Origin of the sequence: Bacillus sp. AR2-1 (assembly GCF_008368755.1) — a bacterium.
Taxonomy (GTDB): domain Bacteria; phylum Bacillota; class Bacilli; order Bacillales; family Bacillaceae_G; genus Bacillus_A; species Bacillus_A wiedmannii.
On sequence record NZ_QORY01000035.1, the window covers coordinates 22,988 to 44,344 of the forward strand.

Below are 21,357 nucleotides of genomic sequence, written 5' to 3' on the forward strand. Positions count from 1 at the left end.
AATTTATCGTTTGTCTTTACTATGCTTCTTCATTCTTTTACTTATAACATCTATAAGGTAATACCCGCTAATTAGCACATAGTAAACTAAAAGTATTCCTAGTGCATCTTTCATATTTATATATTTTTCTTTATGAAACAAGATAGGTGAAAGGGCGTAAACAAGAAAGATGATTAGCGGATTTAAGATAAAATAATAAGTAAGATTTCCTTTCATCATATCAACTCCTCTATTATAGTTTTTCTCTGTAAATTGTTGTAAATCCTTTTCTCTCGTCTCTATAGCTTTTAAAAAGGTTTATATATAAACTACAGAAAAGATACCCTACATTAAAATAAAAAAGCACCGAAAAGGTGCTTTTTTCTATGCTTCAATCGATTGGTTTTCCGCAATATTTCTAAATTGTCGTTTGTGCATCCAAGTTAAGGATGCGATTGTTCCAAGTGATAATACCACGATGAAAATCATGAGTATTCCTACGTTTTGCCACATGAAGTTAAAGTCTCCACTTGATACGACTGCTTTCAATCCTGATACAGAGTATGTCATCGGTAACCAAGCATTGAATGGTTGTAAAAACTTCGGAATCAATTCTAATGGGAATGTCCCAGCACTTGTTGTAAGCTGAATGATTAATGTGATGATGGCGATGAAACGCCCTGCATCACCGAATGCTGTTACTAAACATTGAATTAATGCGATAAACGCTAAACTTGTAACGATGCTAAAGAGTATGAAATACGGAATACTTTGTACTTCTACACCTAATCCGAATAGTAATATAATATCTGCTACAATCGCTTGGATAATACCAACTGATAGTAGTACACCGAACTTACTAATAAACCAACTAAATCCAGATTTCGGAACGCCCACTGTATCACGTAATGGATATACGATAGATAATAGTAGTGCCCCAACAAATAAACCGAGTGATAAGAAATACGGTGTAAATCCAGTTCCGTAGTTAGGAACTTCCGCCATTTTCTCCGTCTTCACTTTTACAGGACTTGCAAACATATCATACGTTTTATCCGTTCCTTTCACTTCACCAGTTTTCTCTGCCCCTTCGCCAAGTTTCTCAGCAAGTTCACCGGAACCATCATTTACTTTTACGAGGCCATCCGTTACTTTTCCTGATCCGTCTGCTAGTTTATTTACGCCGTCGATTAGCTGGGTTGAGCCGGTTGACATTTTATTTAGGCCACCATTTAGAGTACCTAAGCCAGTTGTTACTTGACCAGATCCATCTGCTAATTGATTTACGCCACCTGCCATTTGGTTTGCTCCTACAGATAATGTTCCTAATCCGCCTGTTACTTGACCAGATCCATCTGCTAATTTGGATACTCCTACCGATACTGTGCCTAAACCACCTGTTACTTGGCTTGATCCATCTGCTAATTTGGATACTCCTACCGATACTGTGCCTAAACCGTCTGTTACTTGACCAGACCCATCTGCTAATTTGGATACTCCTACCGATACTGTACCTAAACCGCCTGTTACTTGGCTTGAGCCGTCCGCTAATTGATTTATTCCACCTGCCATTTGGTTTGCTCTTTCAGATAATATTCCTAAACCGCCTGTTACTTGACCAGATCCATCTGCTAATTGATTTATTCCACCTGCCATTTGATTTGCTTCTGCAGATAATTGATCTAATCCAGCTGTCACTTTTCCAGAGCCGCTTTGTAATTGCGTTATGCCATCAATTAATTGAACTGATCCATCTTTTAATTTATCGGCACCTATTTTTGCATTATCTAACCCCTCACCAAATCCATGAAACTTACTAACAAATTCATTTTGTGCGTTCGTTAGTTTCTCAATACCACCTGCTAGAGTTTTTCCCTCTTCTGGATTTGGTAATTTGTTTTGTAGTCCATTTGTTGTTTGATGTATTTCGCCTTTTAATTGTTTTACTTCTTCATTTAATTTATTTGTTCCACCTGCTACTCCAGCAGCTTTTTGCTGAACTGTCGCTGTACTTTTTACAGCACTTGTTATGAATGGTTGTAACTGCTCTTGATATTCTTTCGGTAAACTTTCAATTTGCTTTTGTAAATTCGCTACCTCTTGCGCTGCATTTTTGGCATCTCCTGCTGTTGATTGCGTAAGTTCATTTAACTGATTTATATTTTCTCCGGCTCCATCTATTTTCTGATTTACCTTACTTAATATAGTAGGAACTTTCGACTGCATTTCCTCTAAGCCTGCAGCAGACTTTTGTACGTTACTATTTAAATCTTGCAATCCCTTTTGGATTTCTTGAGACCCTTTTTCTAATTGACTTTGTCCTTCAGCAAGTTTTCCCATACCATTTGATAGATCAGTTGTTCCTGCTTTTAATTCACCGGATTTACTTACTAATTGGTTCAAGCCACCGGTCACTTTCTCAGATCCATCACGTAATTCGCCAATTCCTTTTTGCATTTCACCCGTTTTGCTATTTAGCGTATTTAAACCGTCTGTTACTTTGCCTGATCCATCTACTAATTTCCCGATACCTGTTTGCATCTCACCTGTTTTACTATTTAACATGTTTAAACCGTTCGTTACTTTCCCGGAACCGTCTACTAATTTCCCGATACCTGCATTGCTATTTAATGCATGTAAACCATCTGTTACTTTGCCTGATCCATCTACTAGTTTCCCAATACCTGTATTGCTATTTAATACATGTAAACCATCTGTTACTTTGTCTGATCCATCTACTAATTTTCCGATACCTGCATTGCTATTTAATACATGTAAACCATCTGTTACTTTGCCTGATCCGTCTACCAATTTCCCGATACCTATCTGCATTTCACCTGTTTTGCTATTTAGCGTATTTAAACCATTTGTTACTTTGCCAGACCCATCTACTAATTTATTAGATCCATCTGCTAATTTCTGAACTCCATCCTTCATCTCTCCAGACTTCCCTTGAAGTGTATGAAGGCCATCCGTCACTTTACTTGAACCATCATGCAGCTCACTTGATCCGTCATGTAGTTTGTTTGCTCCTTCCGCTCCATCTGCTAATCCTTTTGAGACGTCTTGAATGGAATCAAACATTTTCTCTGCATATGTTTTCGTTAACGTACTTGATACTTCACCTTTAATTTTTTCAATGGCTGTTCCGCCAATTTGTGAAGATAAGAAGTTTAAGCTTTCGTTTGGAATGTATTCTAAGTTTAATGGTTTCGGATCATCTTTTAATAACGTTGTAGCGTTACTTGAGAAGTCATTTGGAATGCGTACTAACATGTAATACTTTCTACCTTCCATTCCTTTTTTCGCTTCTTTTTCACTTACAAATTCCCATTTGAAACTTGTATTATCTTTTAAGTTATCAACGAGCCCTTTTCCAACCTCAATTGGTTTCCCATCAAATACTGCACCTCTATCTAAATTGACTACCGCCACTGGCAAATCATCTAACTGTTTATACGGATCCCAAAAGGCCCATAAAAACATACCTGCATATAAAATTGGCACGAATAAAACCGCGATAATTGGAATTAATATTTTTTTACTTTTTATAATTTCAGTAAACTCTTTACGAAGTAACTGATTCCATTTCATCATTTCTCCCCCTTTTCTAAATGACCGAATTGTTCATTCGGTCATTTTCTCCCAAATAAAAAGGCTATACCTATTCATACATATGCCTTATCCCCGAATTTATACTATGCAACTGTTCCTTACTATGAAGTAAATATTTCTATTATCCCCCCTAAAATAAATATATGACCATTCTGTTCAAGTGGTCACTTTTTTATAATAATAAAAGGATTATCTTAGTTTGACAATCCTTTTAATAAATAAAGTTCAAATAATTCTGCAATTTTTTCTTTTTCTAGCGGTTCATGATTTTTTTCCCAATCAAAAATAAGCGATACGTATAAGCGAAGCATAATAAATGCTGTAATTTCTGGATCACATTTGCTAATTTCACCTTTTTCAATCGCAATCTTTAAATACGATTGAATGACAGAAACGATTTCCACATCTACTTGTTGCATCACTTCTTGTACTTCTTTCGTTCCCATATCACGCTCTTCTTGAATTAATTTAATCATGAGCTGATGTTCTTTTCTGAATTCTAATATGCTATATAATGCTCTATGTACATTTTCAAAAAATGAAACATCCGAACGAATTGCATTTTCTGCAACTTGCTTCATTTCTGTAATTAAATTAGAAATAATTTCGCCAAATAGCTCTTCTTTATTTTTGAAAAAAGTATAAATCGTTCCTTTTCCTACATTCGCTAACTTCGCTACTTGATCCATCGTTGTTGCTTTATAACCGAACGCTGAAAAAGACTTTGTTGCAGCTTCAATAATAGAACGTTTTCGATCTATTGCCACATCGTCACCTCCAAAAATGACCAATTGGATAATATAGTCAATCAGTACATCTTTGATATTACCACACGCTTACATTGTATACAAGTTCTCTTTTTTATTATTTCCAGTATAAAAAAATTCCAGTCAGTGTATATCATACTGTCCATAGTTTATCAGAAGAAAAGAGAAAAGGAAAAGGTGTTCTTAAGATATACAATTAAACCTTACTTAACAACAACAAATTTCCCTTTTTTCAAATAATCAAATAAAAAAACAAGAAAATCTTTACATTTAATAGTAATATAGAAAATAGACAAGTTTATCAAAATAGTGGAGGCTTTTTCAGTCATGATGCGTGCGCTTCGTTTAAATATAAAGCAAGCTTTTTGTAGTCGTATTTCTTTAATTATGATGTTTAGTGGATTCGTTCTTATTTGTATTTATCACTATTACTATGTCATTCGTTATTTAGGAGACGCAGCGAGTGGACCTATTTCAACAGATATAAAATGGATCGGATTTCGCGACAATGAAATGGATGTTTATTTATTATTAATGCCAGTTATTGCGAGTTTCCCCTTTAGTACAAGTTACAATTCGGATAAGTCAGATGGTTTTAAACCTTTTGTGAGTAAGGGGATTTCTTTATTTCCTTATTCAGTAATGAAATATATCGTTACGTTTTTTTGTGGAGGATTTCTTTATACATTTCCATTCATCTTATCGTTATTATTTTGCAAATTAACCATTCCAGACGGAACACCTACGATTGGTTCAGGCATCATAAATGCTGATGGAATGTTCGCAAACCTATATTTCGATGCGCCTCTCACTTATATTACTGTATATATCGGAATTAATTTTTTATTTGCAGGTTTAATGGCCCTTTTAGGACTTGCTGCATCTGTATGGTCACAAAAGGACTATATGGCAATTCTCTTTCCATTTGCAGTTGCCTCCATTCCTTACGTCCTGCTAAATACAATATTTCCTTCAATAGGCGGAGCACCTATTCATTTATACGATCCGAAACAACCATTGCAAGGCATGTCACCGTATATTTTAACGATGCAATGTACTTTCTTCCTTCTCGTTAGCTTATTTATGTATATACAAGGAGTAAAGCGGGATAGAAAAAAATATAGAAGAAGACTGCAAAAAAGAGATCGGTGTAGAAAAGCGCTTCAAGCAATTTCAGACTAAGTGATTGTACGAATAAGAGCGTAATTCCCTAAGTTAGCTTAGAGAATTACGCTCTTATTCTCATTTACATTTATCAATCTTATATTTTCGATACTCATATAATCATCTCCCCTTTACGGCGTACCTGCCAATCCCCATAAAATAACGATCGCCGCAAAATAAATCGCTTTAATACCTACAACTGAACATAATAAAATAATTGCATATGTACTTAATTCTCTTCTTGCACCTATTAGAGTAAAAATGACTGCCAAACTAAACGTTACATAGGACAATGCTGTATGTATTAAGTTATATGTAATATCCAAATTTTGAGTAAGTCCTGTTACCTCAGCTACAAATTGAAACATGACGATCGTACCAAAAAAAATTGCAAGCTGATTCATTAGCTTTCCATTTATTTGCGCTGGCATCGTTGCCCTCCTCATAAAGACTAAATATTCAATTAATTTTATCACCAGATTACAAAAAAGGAATCACCTCTTTATACCATTCTATGACGCTACAAAAACAAAAAAGAACGCTTAGTTACCTAAGCGTTCCCCTAATTTAAGAAGCTTTCTTCAAATCAATTTGAGCAAGTACTGGGTCGTGGTCACTTACACGTCCATGTTCTTTCATAATGTTTGAGTTTAAGTGTACTGGGTCTACAATTGTGTGTGGTGCGATGTTGTTTGTTACTAAAATATGATCTAACACTTGTGCATTTCCTTCATGAATGTACGTGTAGCGGTTCTCTTTCGGCACTGTGTTTAACATATTTTTTAAGTTTGTTCCTTCAAGTGCTTTTAGTGGTTTAGCGAACTCAAAATCGTTCATATCCCCTAACACAACAACTGGTGCATTCGTGTTCTTTTTCTGAATTCCTTGTGCGAAGTGATTTACTTCTTGCGCTAACTGAATTCGTTTTTCTTCACTCTTTAATACGAGCGGCTGCACTTTTCCAAATGGCGTTGCATCTCCTATTTTTGAGTTTAAGTGATTTGCAACGACAACAACGTTTTGTCCTTGGAACGTAAATTCTGCTGCAAGCGGTTTACGTGTACTTTCAAATAATGAACTTTCGTCTCCAATGCGAACGACATTTTTATCAAGTAACTTCGGTACTGCTGCTAATTTCACGCGTGATGGGTTGTAGAAGAAACCGACGCGAATATTAGCTCCTGGTGCTCCCCCGTCTAGATTATTGTCCGGAGCAATTTCTACATACTCATACTTCGGTCCACGAATTTCTAAAACCGCATCAATGATACGTTTTGCGCTTAACGAAGCATCTGTTGTACCGTCATTAATCGTTCCGTTATTATCTTGCATTTCCTCTACACCGATAATATCTGGCATTTTTAAGTTGTATTTAATAGAATACGCTAACGCTTTTACCTTTTCATCTGTTGTTTCTTTTTTATTCGCCGAGAAGTTTTCAATGTTATATGTAGCAACTGTTAACTTATCAAGACGAGGCTGAATATTCGCCCCTACTTGCTTAAATCCACCGTCCACTACAGATGGTAATTCCGTTATTGGCGCAATGCGGAACGAACCGTAATCATATCCTACTACCCCTGTTATATCTCCAGTGAAAGTATCTCCTACTTTTGCTACATAATCGCGAGGTACTTTTACAGAAAGACGCTCTGGGTTTAATTGATTTTCATCTAATAAAGGTGTGCCATATTTAGTTACGACTTTATTTCCGCCATTTTCTACTGTTACATATAAATTTCCGTTTTTCTGAGGTGCAATAATTTTTGGCGTTGGCATCGTAACGCGCATACCTTCTATACTTTCATAAAAATCGATTGCATCTTCATTTGGATCAAATAAACCGAATGCATCATTATCGATAATTTGATCAGGGATTTTCACACCGTTTTCTCCAAGTACAATCGGTGCTGGTAAAGGTTGATCTTTTGCGATTACAGCAACGCGGCTCGCTTTAATTTCCGTCGTCGTTAAATCTGTGTCAAACCTTTCTGCATATCCAGGTCCAACATATTCTTCTACTTCTCCATCAACTTGAATAAGATCTCCTACCGCTACATTTGCATCTTTTTTGTATACGTACATACCTTCTGAAGTAGCTGGATCATTATCCGGCTGATTATCTTCTATATAAAAACCATTTTTATCAAGTGCTGTTACAACACCTTCCACATTGTATACTTTCTTCCCTTTGTAAGGAGAAATATGTGATTTCCCTTGAATATCATGAATACGAACTGGTTCATTATTTACGATAATAAATGAAAATGCTGAAATCGCTGAAGAAGTAAGCCCTTCTTTCTCTGCAATTGCTTTAATCACACTATTTTCATTCACTACAATTTGTCCGTTATAACGAACACTCTTATTTGTAGGGTTAGAGCCATCTAACGTATAGTAGATTGTTGCTCCTTCTGTATTCGTTGTTAATGTTACCGCTGTGCCCTTCGCAACTTCTCCGCTACCAGGCGAAGCTACTACATCGCTAACACGGTTTTGTCCTTCCCCTTGAAACTTATGAGCCGTTACCGATTTTAAACCTGGGCTACTAAAATATAATTCAAGCGTCCCTGTTAAACTAACTTTCTTCCCGATATTTTCAGGATGATCTTTCACGTTTACTGCCGCTCTCACATCACCTTTCGGCAACTGAACAGGCATGATTTTGTCTGGATTCGTTTCATTTGGCGAATCGGCAATTGCTACGTTTGTATCATCAAACTTAGCCGGATCTTTCGTGTATTTAGAAGGACTTTGCGTATATCCAACGATATACCCTTCCACTATCCCCTTCGTTTTCCCTTGCTGTTTAAATACTTGAATTGCTTTTTCTACTGACATAGAAGTCGTTTCTTCTGCTTGTACTAAAGTTCCAGTAAATGAAAGCAATAGTATGAATGATAAAAAGACACTTAACAATTTCTTCACAGCCATTTTCCTCTCCCTATTTCATATTTTCTCAGCATTTCTATCATATCAAATGATTCGTTATATAGAATGATATTTCGACAAGTTTTACAAAAAATTTATTTAATTTACAAGCTTTCAAACTATAATACAAAATAATAATTTTACACCTTCTACGAATGCGCTCTATAATGTTAGAGAGAGAAAACAGAAAATATCGAAAGTTCATTGGCATGTAAAATGGATTCATTTGAATAGGAGTGATTGGATGGAAGTACAAACAGAAACATACCGCGCAGCTATGAATGGAACATTAGAACGTCATTTTTCAGATATGATTGCCGTTATACCTACTAGAATTACAATTGAGCAGTTAAAACAGCGGCTAGAAACTATCTCTACTAAAGTTGATGAATTAAAAATTGTTTTTAGTGATGAGACAAGCCTTATTGTTGAGTTACATATGAATGAAACAATCATACCGTATGAGCTGCATATTGATGAGGCGAATGACCCAGAAGAATATAAAATGTACAATAGACAAGATGCTACAATCGTAGATCTTCATTTTGAAGATGCTGCTTATGGCACTGAAATTTTCGCTCGTACGCTATTTGTAGGCGATGTGCTGGACTGCTTTTTCCAGCAGTTACAGTTTTTATGGAACCTCGCTCCAGATTTGTTATTTGTAATCGATTCAAGTGCAGCAATGAAAGTAATATCTAGAAGCTATATTGAATATCACGTTGAAAATGAATTATTACCTGACATTCCTGACTTGTATGTTATTCATTCTGTTTATGAAGACGATAAAGAAGGTGAGCCTACGCAATATTGGTTTCATACACATGGCCTTTTAAGAGCAGGCGTAACAGAAATAGAATTAATTATTCCAAATCGCATTTCGTCCTACTACGGCATTGGTGATCTCTTTCAAACATTTGCTAATAATGCCGTTGAGAATGGACAAGTCCCTATGAATGAGCCTATCGTGATCGCGCATAGTCAGCAAGGTTCTATCCATACAGTAGCTGTTCCGTGGGAAAAGGGATTATCTTATATTGGGCATAAAACGAGTATGGATCAATTGTCTTCAATCGAGGATGAAGAAGTGAAACTACAACCAATAGATGCACAAAACGTATTCTTAGGCGGGATGGATGACCGAGATGAATACCATCAATCTCCGTCCGTTCTCTTATTCCAATTTAATACTTCAGAAGAATATATTGAAAGTTTTTTCAAAGAACACGAGGAAGCTACAGGGCTCATGTTCTATAAAACAAATAGTGAAACCGATCGTATGGCTTACAATGCGAAGAATACTTTCGGGTATTTCAGCAATATTTTTCACATTGAACAATCAAATGAAGATTTTCGTTTCCTTGCTAAGTTTGGTGTCTCCTACGAAGAAGGAAAAAGTGAACATATGTGGTTTGAAATGCAAAACATTACGGAAGATTTCATTCAAGGAATACTCATTAATGAACCATATTTTATAGAAAATATGAGTGAGGGAAATAGTTATCAGTTAGAGTTTGAAAACTTAACAGAATGGGTTATTTATGCGGGAGATGCCGTTATAAAGCCAAATAACTTATATATGTTTATTGGTGAATAAGTAACAAAACGCCTTCAATGTGATTGAAGGCGTTTCTTATATTTTATTGTGCGAGTAATTCCGTCTCCATTACTTTCTCCAAATGAGATAGTACACGCTTTGCGGCTTTCTCACCTTGATCAATACAGTCCGGAAGACCAGAACCAGCGTAAGAACTACCTGCCAAGTATATACCTGGCAACTCTTTTTCCATAAATGTTGTGAGTTTCTTCATTCGCTCGTTATGGCCTACTGTATATTGGGGCATCGCTTCTTTCCAGCGACTTACGACTGTAAACTCAGGATCCTCTGTAATATCCATCGTCTTTCGTAAGTCTTCTAGTACGAGCTGAACGAGTTCCTCTTCTGTTTGTTCTACAACTGCTTCATCACCAGCACGACCGACGTAACAACGAAGAAGCGTTTTTCCTTCTGGCGTTGTATGTGGCCATTTTTTATGTGTCCACGTACATGCTGTAATTGTGTAGTCGCTATTTCGAGATACGACAAACCCTGTGCCGTCAATATCGCGCTGAATGGCTGATTGCGGGAAAGCCATTGCCACATTTGCAACTGATGTAGACGGAATGTTGCGGAAGAAACGAAACTGCTTGTACTGTGCAAACATAGATGGCAATACTTTATGTGAGCTTGCCACTACGACCGCGTCCGCTTCTATTTCTTTTCCGTTACTAAGAGTAATCGTGTAAGCATCACCAAGTTTTGCAACTTTTTCAATGCGAGTTCCCTTTATTATCGTACCTTCATGTATCTTCGCTTCGAGAGATTCTACTATAGATTCTAAACCTGTTTTCACTGTTTGGAAGATTCCCTTTTTCGGTTCAGATTTCTCTTTTTTCGGAGCAAGCGTACGCATACCGAGTGAAATACTGCGATGTTTCTGCTCAATTTGATACATTTGCGGGAATGTTGACATTAAGCTCATTTCATCGATATCCCCTGCATAAATACCCGATAGTAATGGTTCTATTAAATTTTCAACCACTTCGTTGCCGAGGCGATGTCTGAAAAAATGCCCGAGTGATTGGTCAGATACTGGCTTTGACCTGGGCATTAACAGATCAAAACCAGCTCTTAGTTTACCAATTGGGGAGAACAGCCTGGAAAATAGAAACGGCGTAATTTGCGTTGGAATTCCCATCATCGATCCGCTCGGCATTTTATGTAACCGATTGTTTACGAGGATAAATGATTGACCGGCCTTATTATTTACAAGTTCATCATCAAGACCTAATTCTCGCGCCAGTCTAGAGGCACTTTCTTTTCGTGCTAAGAAAGAATCCGGTCCGCGTTCAATTGTAAATCCATCTTTTCGAACGGTTTGAATTTTCCCGCCAAGTTTACCCGATGCTTCTATAAGTAATGTATCGATCGGCAAGTTCTTGTCATGAATATCTTTTTGCAAGTTATACATTGTTGTTAATCCTGTGATGCCACCGCCGATGATTACAACTTTTTTCCTCAAACATGCTCCCCCTTTCTTTTTACAATACAGATTCTTTTTTCTTTAATACAACATCTGTTAAGCAATCAATAAATGCGTCCGATGCATTTGGCATTTCTGGACGATAATATTTCGCGCCAATTTCATCTGTCACAACTTTACACTCAAAGTCATTGTCATATAAAACTTCTAAATGTTCCGCAACAAATCCAACTGGTGCGTATACGAATGAACTGTATCCATACTTTTCGTTTAGTTCTCTCGTTAAATCTTGTACATCTGGACCAATCCAAGGATCTGGCGTGTTTCCTGCACTTTGCCAACCTACTGCATAGTTGGCTACTTCAGCACCTCTTGCAATATAGTCAGCTGTTTCATTTAATTGATCTGGATATGGATCGCCAAGTGCGATAATTTTTTCTGGTAAGCTATGTGCAGATACGATTAATACTGCTTTTTCACGCTCTGCTTCTGACATACCGTTATATATACCTTTCACTGCATCAACCCAGTACTGGATGAATTTCGGTTCTTTATACCAGCTATCAATGCCGTGAATTGTTAAGTTTCCAAGTTTCTCTGCTTCTTCTTGTGCTCGTCCTACATACGATTTCACGCTAAATGTAGAATAGTGCGGCGCAAGAACAAGTGCGATTGCATCTTGTATACCGTCGTTATGCATATCTTTCACTGCATCTTCAATGAACGGTTCGATATGTTTTAAGCCAAGATACATATGGTACTCTACTTCATCTTGTACTTCATTTAAACGCTGTTCTAACTTTTTAGCTTGCTCTAATGTAATAGTAGCTAAAGGAGAAATACCACCAATTGCACGGTAACGCTCTGTTAAATCTTCTAGCATTTCAGGACTTGGCTTTCTTCCTCTACGAATATGTGTATAGTAACGTTCAATATCTTCTTCTTTATATGGCGTTCCGTATGCCATTACAAGCAAACCAATTTTCTTTTTCATACAGCAATGCTCCTTTACTTCGCTAACTGCCCTTTAGAGTATTCATGAATAAATGTAGTTAAACGTTTTAATGTATCTGGATTTACTTCTGGGAATACACCGTGTCCTAAGTTAAAGATATAACCAGGCTGTTTCATCCCTTGATCTAAAATACCTTTTACATGTTCTTCAATAACAGACCATGGTGCAAGTAAGAATGAAGGGTCCATATTTCCTTGTACCGCCTTATGAACGCCGCGTGCGCGCGCCTCTTCGATCGGTAAGCGCCAATCTAAGCCTACTACATCAAGCGGTAAGTCGTGCCATTCATTTACTAAGTGTGCAGCTCCTACGCCGTGCATAATCATCGGTACACCCATCGGGCGAACTTCTGCAAAAATACGCTCCATTGCTGGTTTAATAAATACGCGGTAATCTGCTACATTTACTGTTCCAACCCAAGAATCGAAAATTTGAACCGCTTTTGCTCCTGCGTTAATTTGCGCTTTTAAATATGTAATAACCATATCTGCTAGCTTATCCATTAATGCGAACCAAGCTTTCGGCTCTGCATACATGAACGCTTTCGTATTATGGTAATTACGAGATGGACCGCCTTCAATCATATAGCTCGCTAATGTAAATGGAGCCCCTGAAAAACCGATTAACGGTACGTCTAACATTTCTGTCGTTAATAAACGAATCGTATCTAATATGTACGGCACGTCATCTTCTGGATTGATTTCCCCTAGCTTTTCTACGTCTTGTAAAGAACGGATTGGATTATCAATAACTGGGCCAATACCTGATTTAATTTCTACATCCACACCAATTGCAGGTAGTGGTGACATAATATCTTTATACAGAATTGCTGCGTCTACGTTATATTGATCAACTGGTAACTTTGTAACGTAAGCACATAACTCTGGATTGTGTGTAATTTCAAATAAAGAATACTTTTCTTTTATCTTTCTATATTCCGGCTGCGAACGACCTGCTTGACGCATATACCATGCTGGTACATAATCAGTACGTTCCCCCCTACATGCTTTTAAAAATGTCTCATTTATAGTTCTTACCAAGACCCTTGCTCCCTTCCTTGCCAATGCTTTTGCTCTAAATACGTTCTATTCCGATATTTATCTTTTTTTACTATACAGCTTGTAAAAACAAAATGCATAACATTATGTACGTTGTTCATGAAATTGACACAAACATTCGTAAAACCGCTTACTATTTTCACAACATTCTTATTATAGCACAGAGAAAAACTATGGTTTAGCTACTTTTGACTTTTCTCCTTCACGTTTCGTTTGTGTGTTATATGGTACAACGTAAAAACTCGGTTTTGAAAAGATGTTAACGAACTTTTCCTCATATTCTCCGGTACCATTTACAGTGCCTACATGCGTATGAACTCCGTTTTCCACTCTATAAATACGATACATAATTCTTTCATCTGGAAGTGGTGTCCAGCTTAATTTTGCTTTAAATAAACCGAAAGGGCTAAACGCTAATTTCATTTTCACATCTTCAATCTTGCGCAAACGAATCGGAGCACCGATTGTTTCCACACCTTCTGGTTTCATAAACTGCTCTTTCTGTTCTACATTTGCCTTCGTTAAAATTTTCTTAAACAATTTCGTTGCTGACGCACTTTCTCCTTGCAACTGATGCTCTTTATCCGTACGGTCATAACCAATCCAAACAGCACCTACTAAATTTGGTGTATAGCCGACGAACCACATATCTCTAGCTCCATTATCGTCATTTGGTAAGGAAGTTGTACCTGTTTTCCCAGCTAATGCACCGCTATATATGCCTGCTTTCGCTGTCCCTTCCTTTACAACCCCTTCTAACATTTTCGTCATATACCACGCCGTTTGTTTCGAGAATATTTTCGTTTCTACTTTTGGCGATTCTCCAATAACTGCACCGTGTCTATTTAACACTTTATCAATAACGTGCGGCTCAATAATAGTGCCATTTGCTAAAAACGCACGATACATTTTTACAAGATCAAATGGTGAAACACCATTTTTCAATCCGCCAAGCGCTGTACTTAACCCTGCGTCTGCAATATGAACATTTCCTTTCTCTAAATATTGCTTTCCTTCTTCTACCCCTAACTCATTTAATAAAGAAACTGCCGGCACATTTGCTGACTCTAAAATCGCATCGTACATCGTCATTTCTTTCGAATACGAATGGTTATAATTTCGAGGTTCATAGCCTTCAAATGAATTTCTTTCATTCGTCAATAAAGAATACGGATTATACTTTTTCGTTTCGAGTGCTGGTGCATAGACGATAAGTGGTTTTAGCACAGAACCCGGCTGTCTTTTTGCGAAAATACGATTAAAGCCTCTCGGGACGTACTTTCTTCCGCCAATCGCCGCTTTAATTCCGCCCGTACGATTATCCATTAATAAAAAAGCACCTTGTGCCCCCTCTTCTTTCCCAGGGAAATTCCTTGCATCTTGAAACTGGTTATACGCTACCTTTTGAATCTTTTCATCCATCGATACGACAAACGTATATCCTCCGCGCAGTACTTCTTGATGAGACAATCCGTATAAACGAGCTGCTTCATCTATAACCATATCAATATACGGCATATATGCGAGTTCATTCTCATCTAAGTTTTTGTAAAGAGCAATGGTCTTTCCTTGATAACGTACGCTATCTTCGGCAGTCAAATAGCCTTGTTTATGCATAAGTGACAATACGAGATCACGGCGCTCCTTACTCTTCTCTGGAGAGAAATAAGGTGAATATCCATTTGGTGACTTCGGAAGACCTGCAAGCATCGCTCCTTCTTCTACTGTTAAATCTTCTACATTTTTATTAAAATACAACTTTGCTGCTGCTTGAATACCGTAAGCCCCATGCCCAAAATAAATATGATTCATATACATTTCAAGAATTTGTTGCTTCGTATATTTTTGCTCTAATTGAAGGGAAATTGCGACTTCCTTCAATTTACGCGTAACTGTTTTTTCACGAGTTAAAAAAACGTTTTTAGCGAGTTGCTGTGTAATGGTACTACCGCCTTCGACCTTCTCTCCAGCTAATGTATCTTTATAAAGAGCACGGAATATAGACGGATAATCAATTCCTTGATGCTCATAAAAACGAGAATCTTCCACCGCAATAAACGCCTGCTGGACATGCTTTGGAATTTGCTCGACTGGTACGAGATCTCTATTTTCTACGTATAATTTCGTAATCTCTTTCCCTTTCTGGTCAACGATACGTGATGAAGAGTGGAAAACGAGCTGCTTTTCATCCATCATATAGCCACCAGCTAACACAATAAGTTTATAAAGTACAATCGCTAATACTAGCGTTGCGAATCCACCTAATAAAGTCCACTTTACTTTCGTCATACATCGGCCTTCTTTCCAAATGATGGTACATTTATTATTTGAAAAAGAAGTATCTTTATGTATATAATCTTCGAAGTTTTTTAAGAGAGTTGATATAATGGAAACAAACCATTAAGGGGGCATTAAAATGAAGGCTATTATTTCATACGAAACACCTCTAGAACAAGCACATTTCACTGCAAAAAATAATGAAAAAGATATGTTTTATAAAGAAAATACAGAAGAATCAGTAGAATCAGCACTTATGTATGACGTACTAGATGCTGTTGGCGAATTTAAAGGACAACCTGGCTATATCGTTTGTAACAACATTTCTGTAACTGACGAAGGTCGCCCAGTATTTGAAAACCGATTTAAAAACCGAGCAGGCCTTATTGAAAACGAACCCGGCTTCCAAGCAATCCGTGTTCTACGCCCATTAAGTAACGATACATATGTCATCTTAACGATGTGGGAAACGGAACAAAACTTTAAAGATTGGACAGAATCACGTTCATTCGAAAACGCTCATAAAAAACGCCCTGCACAAGCAGAAGGACAAGCTCAGGCTCAGGCGCATCCACATGCGGAACAGCAGAAAAGTATTTTCTCTCGTCCGTCATTTGTGACTACTTTTGATGTGTTAGTTTAGGGGAGTTTTGTACTGTGGTTTCTCCAAGGCTACGGTACATGAAATTATATCGGCGGTTTTTCGAATATATCGGCGCAACTCGAAATATATCAGCGATTTTTGAGATATATCGACTTATCGACAAATCACGACACAAAAAAGGAGACACCCTCACGCACCGGTGTTTCCTTTTTCTTTATACCAATTATATATACGAAGCGCGTCTTCTTTTTGCATATGCTTCACTTTATATTTATGTCCCGCTACTGATACTACAGCTGTGCATAGCTCGTCTTTCTTTTGAAAATATGATTGATTGTATCCTACCGCTTGAACATGCCTTCTTCGCGTGATCCCCGTATATTTCGCAAGACCACGGTATACCATGACTAACTGATTGTCTCGTATCATATATCCGCCACTTCTATACCGAGCGTATGCAAGTAACGTAAATATGATAAATAGTGGTATTAAAGTGAACAACGCCATATTTTGTTTAAAATATATACTCGTACCGATGATCGGCAGTGCGAGCACAGCACTTGTAATCCAGCCCATTATTACGTAACGACGTAATGCAGCCTTCGGTAAATGAATGATTTCCTCTTCCATTTCATACGGTAACTGCAAATATGTAAGTAACTGCTGGACATCTTTCTTTTTCATAAAAGGATGTAACATAACTTCATTTCCAGCTGCTTCTATACTTTGAATGACTTCCACTTCGACAGAGCAATAACCGAAAGGCTCGCGGAGAATTCCTTCTTTCACCGTAATTGCTTGAATGCGATGTAATTTTAAAACAAACTCTTTCTTATCAAATAACCCTTGCACGATGCGAACTTCATTTCCGTTTCGCTCTATTTTAAAGTTCGCATATTTTAACGCATAGCCAGCTGTCGAAACGACCCACGAAACCGCCATTAAAATCGCGGCCATAACGATTAATTCATATACACCGTTATCCATCACATACGCTTCCACTTTATTTATGAGCCATTCTGGAAGAAATTGATTAAACTCTGTGTAAATAAGAAGTAATCCTAAAAACACTAATCCGAATCTACCAGACGTAATGGAAGCTGCTAAAATCTCTTTCATCGTTAACTGATAAATCGTCTTACTTTCTTCTGCCATGGGTACTTCTTCACTCGCAGCGCTTCTTTTTTTATTTAATAAAGCAATCAGTTCCTTCGCTTCATCTTCTTTAATACCAGCTAACATCACTTCCGGCTCACTACCGCCGCCTGCTACTTCTATATTTAATTTCGTCAGTCCGAGCACTTGATAAATGATATTAGAAGACGTACTAATATTTTGCACACGTTCTTTATTTAAGTAACTTTCCTTCTTAACGAACACACCGTACTTTATATGTAAAATATTATTTTCAACCCAATACACTTTGAAATACCATTTTATAGCTGAGAAAATTGCCATAATGAATAATACAAATAAAAGAACAAGATGTAAGAGATACCAAGGTTTCACTTGACCATCTGATCGAAATAAAACAAGAAAAATAAAAGGCAATAAACCCGCAATTCGAATACCTAATAAAATCGTGATCGGATGTTGCCTCTTATACATCCTCATCACTCACTTTCGCAAGTTCTCCAATTTGTCTTTTCAGCTGCTCTGCTTCTTCCTTCGTTAAGCCTGGAATACTATGAGAAGTTGCGGCTGTTGAAATATGTAATTCTGCTAAATTATACTTTCTCATAATTGGGCCTTGTTCAATCGTTACGTGCTGCACACGCATCATCGGAATAAGTACGCGTTTTACAACGAACATTCCCTTTTGAATCTCAATCTCTTCTTCATTTAATCTGTAACTATAATAACGTTGACGTAAATTTGGAAACACAAAATAATCAAGCGGGATAAATGTAATAGCTCCTGTTACTAGCAAGCCAAACAACCAGCCCCACCAGTTAAAATTGATCATAAAAAAGAAATACGCAATTACGACTGCTAGTATAACTGCTGCCCCAATTAAAGCGTGGATTCGCCACACTTTCAGCATATTAGAATGAATCTCCCTTTCTAACGGTTGCATCTCATCACTCCAATTATATGAATGTATTAATTATATATTAGTCGGTATATACATATTTGTAAAATTATCCCGCGTTAACGGGCAGTAAAACTCCCCAAAAATTTCAGCTGGAGCAAAGAAGTTAGGTGGACGATCAACTGCCCGTTAACGTCCGATTGGTTCAACTAATAATCAGTGGGGATGAATCCCCCACTGATTAAAGTTTCACTTTATAGTTTTCTACATCGTATCCATTACTTCTTTAAAATTCCCTTCATTAATCGAATACACTTGAAACTGAATGTAGTCTATTTCATTCGTATTCGGACGGGCATATGGCAAAATAGTAAATTTAGAAGCTGATCTTCCTAACATATCTACAATCATTAGAGAAACGTCAATATACTCGAAGTCTACGCGGAATACTACCACTTCTCCCGTAAATTCATAATCTTTAATCGCATCATAAGACTTATTCGCACTAATTAACATTACTTTTAATAGTTGGTTCAAATTTTCTGGTTTAAAATTAATCATATACGCAGCTCCTTTTTTTAATAAAACACTATGAAAACAGTGTAATCTTATACTTTCATAGCTTTACACATCAATTATATAAAAAATAAAGCTAGTTTTTTATATATTTTTTGATATAATTACATACGGGAAACGGGAAGAATTTTGTCTTCCCTTGTGTTTTTATTTGCATCTAGTACTTTTGCTAGATGCCTTTTTTTATGCTAAAAAAGGTACCCCCATATACTTTGAGGATACCTTTTCCATCAATTTAGTGCACTTCAACGATTGTACCATCTTCGAATACTTTGAATACGCCAGTAAATCCTGGTCCACCTGCACCTTCTATTTTATATGTCGTATGCACTCTTATTTGATAATATTTCTTTCCATTCTCTACTTGCGTATTCTCTAGCGTGTAATCATAATCTTCTTTATATTCATTTTTGATATATTCTTTTGCCTTCTCAAAAGTAAATGCATTTTGATTCTTTCCTGTTTCTACTTTTTGGTTCTTTTCTGCTTCTACCTTTTGATTCTTGTCAGTCTCAGTGTTTTGGTTCTTTTCTGTTACTACCTTCTGGGTTTTTTCTGTCTCAGTTTTTTGGTTCTTTTCTGTTGCTACCTTTTGATTTTTTTCTGCCTCAGTTTTTTGAGTCTTTTCTGTTGCTACTTTTTGATTCGTTACTGCATTTGTTTTTTGTGCCTTCGCTGCTGCTTCACTCTTTGCAGTTTTTTCTTCTTCATTCATTTTAGTAACTAATCCTACCGCTTTTTTATTATATTCTTCAAGATTTTTGTTACCTTTTGTTTCTGCAACTAGCTTATTTAAGATCTCTTTCGCTTCTGCATAATTTTTCTTATTTATTAACTCTTCACTTTTCGTCAATTGCTCACTATACTTCTTTTTTTGCTCTAAGATAGCTAGTAATGCTGTGCGTTCTTCCTTTGCTTGTTTTACAAGCGTAGCATTTCCATTCTTCATGTTCTCTACTTTTTCAAATGACTTGATTGATTCTTCTATCTTTGTTTCTTCTTTTAATTTCACTGCTTCAATCATTACTTTCGTTTGTTCTACAAGCATCTTTGCATCTGAATCGTCTTTTTTCTCATCTAGCGCTTTTTCAAATGATGATAAGGCATTTTTATATTCTTTATTCGTTAACGCGGTCTTCCCTTCATCCATTGCTTTGTCGAAATTCCCATTACTACATCCAGCTAACATTAAAAACGTAAGTCCCATTACCATTAATAACTTTTTCATTTTTTCTCCTCCTATATATCCCTAAAACAATAACAGCATATGTATAAAAGTCTGTGTAGTAATTAGACTGAAAGTAAAGATGTACTTTGTGTGTGGGAAAGGAAGTACATTTCATTTACTATCATTACTTAAAACTCCTAAATAGTTGGTTTTCTTCTTTTAAGACAGAAAGGAATTTTAATAATGTGCGTAAAGCTCTCACCAGGCTCTTTACTACACACACTCTTATACACATAGAAAAACTATTTTTAGGTTGCTATTTTTTCAGCTTTACTTTTTCTCTTTTTGTAACATACAGATAAACAAAAGAAAACAAACCGTAACATAAGTTACCGTTTGTAACTCCGCTGTAACACAAATGTAACATATGAGTTTTGAATATACAATAGTTTTTTTACATTATTTTCCCCTATCTACATTTTAAGGTGTTAATACAGTGCTAAAACGAGTTTCATCTCCCACCTGCTATTGGACTATCACTCTTTGAATACTTTAGGAAAAAGCCCTCTTTCTTAAAGTACTCAAATTAATTACATAGATAACTCTTTTTTCTCCTAAACATTACGAAGGCCTTTAACCTTTTATTTTCACATTAAATATATATAGCTATTTTTTGATATAACCATATCAAGAAAATAGGACGAACTTTTTCTTCCTTTTTGTTTCTATTTGCATCGAGTTCTTTTGCTAAATGTTTTTTATGCCAAATAAAAAAGGTATCCTCCAATACTTTGAGGATACCTTTTCATTTTTATTATCTCTGCTGTTTTCTACCTAATACGAGCAATCCAAAACTCATCATGATAAGAAGTGCTCCCATATATGGTTCCACAGGCATTTTCTGTCCTGTTTTCGGTAATTCTTTTTCAGGCTTCTCTGGATTCATTGTTCCAGGTTTCTCTGAATCCGTTGTTCCTGGTTTCTCTAAATCCGTTGTTCCTGGTTTCTCTGAATCCATTGTTCCTGGTTTCTCTGGATCCGTTGTTTTTCTGGATTCGTTGTTTCTGTTTTTTCTGGATCCGTCGTTTCTGGTTTCTCTGGATCCGTTGTTTCTGGTTTTTCTGGATTCGTTGTTTCTGGTTTTTCTG

16 protein-coding genes and 1 pseudogene are annotated in these 21,357 nt (G+C 36.6%); 3 read left to right on the forward strand and 14 right to left on the reverse strand.

The window, feature by feature from the left end:
- Window positions 1–3: 3 nt before the first annotated feature.
- From DT250_RS32450 to DT250_RS28790, 3 genes are all read right to left on the reverse strand, one after another.
- Entirely contained in the window at window positions 4–219 is a 216-nt protein-coding gene (locus DT250_RS32450) for a hypothetical protein (protein ID WP_080377779.1), read from the reverse strand.
- A 144-nt stretch (window positions 220–363) separates the two neighbouring features.
- Window positions 364–3,573 carry a YhgE/Pip family protein gene (locus tag DT250_RS28785; RefSeq protein WP_149214162.1) on the reverse strand — a complete coding sequence of 1,070 codons (3,210 nt, stop codon included), beginning with the start codon at window positions 3,571–3,573 and terminating at the stop codon, window positions 364–366.
- A gap of 215 nt (window positions 3,574–3,788) precedes the next feature.
- Window positions 3,789–4,361, reverse strand: coding sequence for a TetR/AcrR family transcriptional regulator (locus DT250_RS28790; RefSeq protein ID WP_000963378.1), 573 nt, complete (start codon window positions 4,359–4,361; stop codon window positions 3,789–3,791).
- 327 nt (window positions 4,362–4,688) lie between these two features.
- On the opposite strand from DT250_RS28790, the gene DT250_RS28795 reads away from it, so the two are divergent.
- Complete coding sequence (locus DT250_RS28795) at window positions 4,689–5,543, forward strand: hypothetical protein (RefSeq protein WP_149214163.1); 855 nt, start codon at window positions 4,689–4,691, stop codon at window positions 5,541–5,543.
- Window positions 5,544–5,656: 113 nt separating this feature from the next.
- Here DT250_RS28795 and DT250_RS28800 read toward each other — a convergent pair whose 3' ends face one another.
- Both DT250_RS28800 and DT250_RS28805 read right to left on the reverse strand, forming a co-directional pair.
- Window positions 5,657–5,956 (reverse strand): hypothetical protein, encoded by a 300-nt coding sequence (locus DT250_RS28800; protein ID WP_149214164.1) that lies wholly within the window; start codon window positions 5,954–5,956, stop codon window positions 5,657–5,659.
- 136 nt (window positions 5,957–6,092) lie between these two features.
- Window positions 6,093–8,459, reverse strand: coding sequence for a DUF6359 domain-containing protein (locus tag DT250_RS28805; RefSeq protein WP_149214165.1), 2,367 nt, complete (start codon window positions 8,457–8,459; stop codon window positions 6,093–6,095).
- Window positions 8,460–8,700: 241 nt separating this feature from the next.
- Here DT250_RS28805 and DT250_RS28810 point away from each other — a divergent pair, with 241 nt between their 5' ends.
- Window positions 8,701–10,053 carry a DUF4026 domain-containing protein gene (locus tag DT250_RS28810; protein WP_149214166.1) on the forward strand — a complete coding sequence of 451 codons (1,353 nt, stop codon included), beginning with the start codon at window positions 8,701–8,703 and terminating at the stop codon, window positions 10,051–10,053.
- A 43-nt stretch (window positions 10,054–10,096) separates the two neighbouring features.
- Here the strand turns inward: DT250_RS28810 and hemY are convergent, their stop codons facing one another.
- The 4 genes from hemY to DT250_RS28830 form a co-directional block, all read right to left on the reverse strand.
- Window positions 10,097–11,518: a protoporphyrinogen oxidase gene (gene hemY / locus DT250_RS28815; protein ID WP_149214167.1), complete on the reverse strand. Its 1,422-nt coding sequence runs from the start codon at window positions 11,516–11,518 to the stop codon at window positions 10,097–10,099.
- 19 nt (window positions 11,519–11,537) lie between these two features.
- On the reverse strand, window positions 11,538–12,473 hold the full coding sequence (hemH, locus tag DT250_RS28820; RefSeq protein WP_060489228.1) for a ferrochelatase: 936 nt from the start codon (window positions 12,471–12,473) through the stop codon (window positions 11,538–11,540).
- Window positions 12,474–12,487: 14 nt separating this feature from the next.
- Window positions 12,488–13,534: a uroporphyrinogen decarboxylase gene (hemE, locus tag DT250_RS28825; RefSeq protein ID WP_000252609.1), complete on the reverse strand. Its 1,047-nt coding sequence runs from the start codon at window positions 13,532–13,534 to the stop codon at window positions 12,488–12,490.
- 189 nt (window positions 13,535–13,723) lie between these two features.
- Complete coding sequence (locus tag DT250_RS28830) at window positions 13,724–15,841, reverse strand: transglycosylase domain-containing protein (RefSeq protein ID WP_149214168.1); 2,118 nt, start codon at window positions 15,839–15,841, stop codon at window positions 13,724–13,726.
- A 127-nt stretch (window positions 15,842–15,968) separates the two neighbouring features.
- Here DT250_RS28830 and hmoB point away from each other — a divergent pair, with 127 nt between their 5' ends.
- Window positions 15,969–16,472 (forward strand): heme-degrading monooxygenase HmoB, encoded by a 504-nt coding sequence (hmoB, locus tag DT250_RS28835; protein WP_149214169.1) that lies wholly within the window; start codon window positions 15,969–15,971, stop codon window positions 16,470–16,472.
- Window positions 16,473–16,622: 150 nt separating this feature from the next.
- On the opposite strand, the gene DT250_RS28840 is transcribed toward hmoB, so the two are convergent.
- From DT250_RS28840 to DT250_RS28860, 5 genes and pseudogenes are all read right to left on the reverse strand, one after another.
- Window positions 16,623–18,041 (reverse strand): PH domain-containing protein, encoded by a 1,419-nt coding sequence (locus tag DT250_RS28840; protein WP_149214204.1) that lies wholly within the window; start codon window positions 18,039–18,041, stop codon window positions 16,623–16,625.
- Window positions 18,034–18,510 carry a PH domain-containing protein gene (locus tag DT250_RS28845; RefSeq protein WP_001182715.1) on the reverse strand — a complete coding sequence of 159 codons (477 nt, stop codon included), beginning with the start codon at window positions 18,508–18,510 and terminating at the stop codon, window positions 18,034–18,036. The genes DT250_RS28840 and DT250_RS28845 overlap by 8 nt, the downstream gene beginning before the upstream one ends.
- Window positions 18,511–18,729: 219 nt before the next feature.
- Window positions 18,730–19,026: a protoporphyrinogen oxidase gene (locus DT250_RS28850; RefSeq protein WP_149214170.1), complete on the reverse strand. Its 297-nt coding sequence runs from the start codon at window positions 19,024–19,026 to the stop codon at window positions 18,730–18,732.
- 250 nt (window positions 19,027–19,276) lie between these two features.
- A complete protein-coding gene (locus tag DT250_RS28855; protein WP_149214171.1) occupies window positions 19,277–20,269 on the reverse strand; it encodes a hypothetical protein in 993 nt (330 codons plus the stop codon).
- A gap of 754 nt (window positions 20,270–21,023) precedes the next feature.
- Window positions 21,024–21,357: pseudogene (locus DT250_RS28860) on the reverse strand (LPXTG cell wall anchor domain-containing protein); the annotation flags it as partial.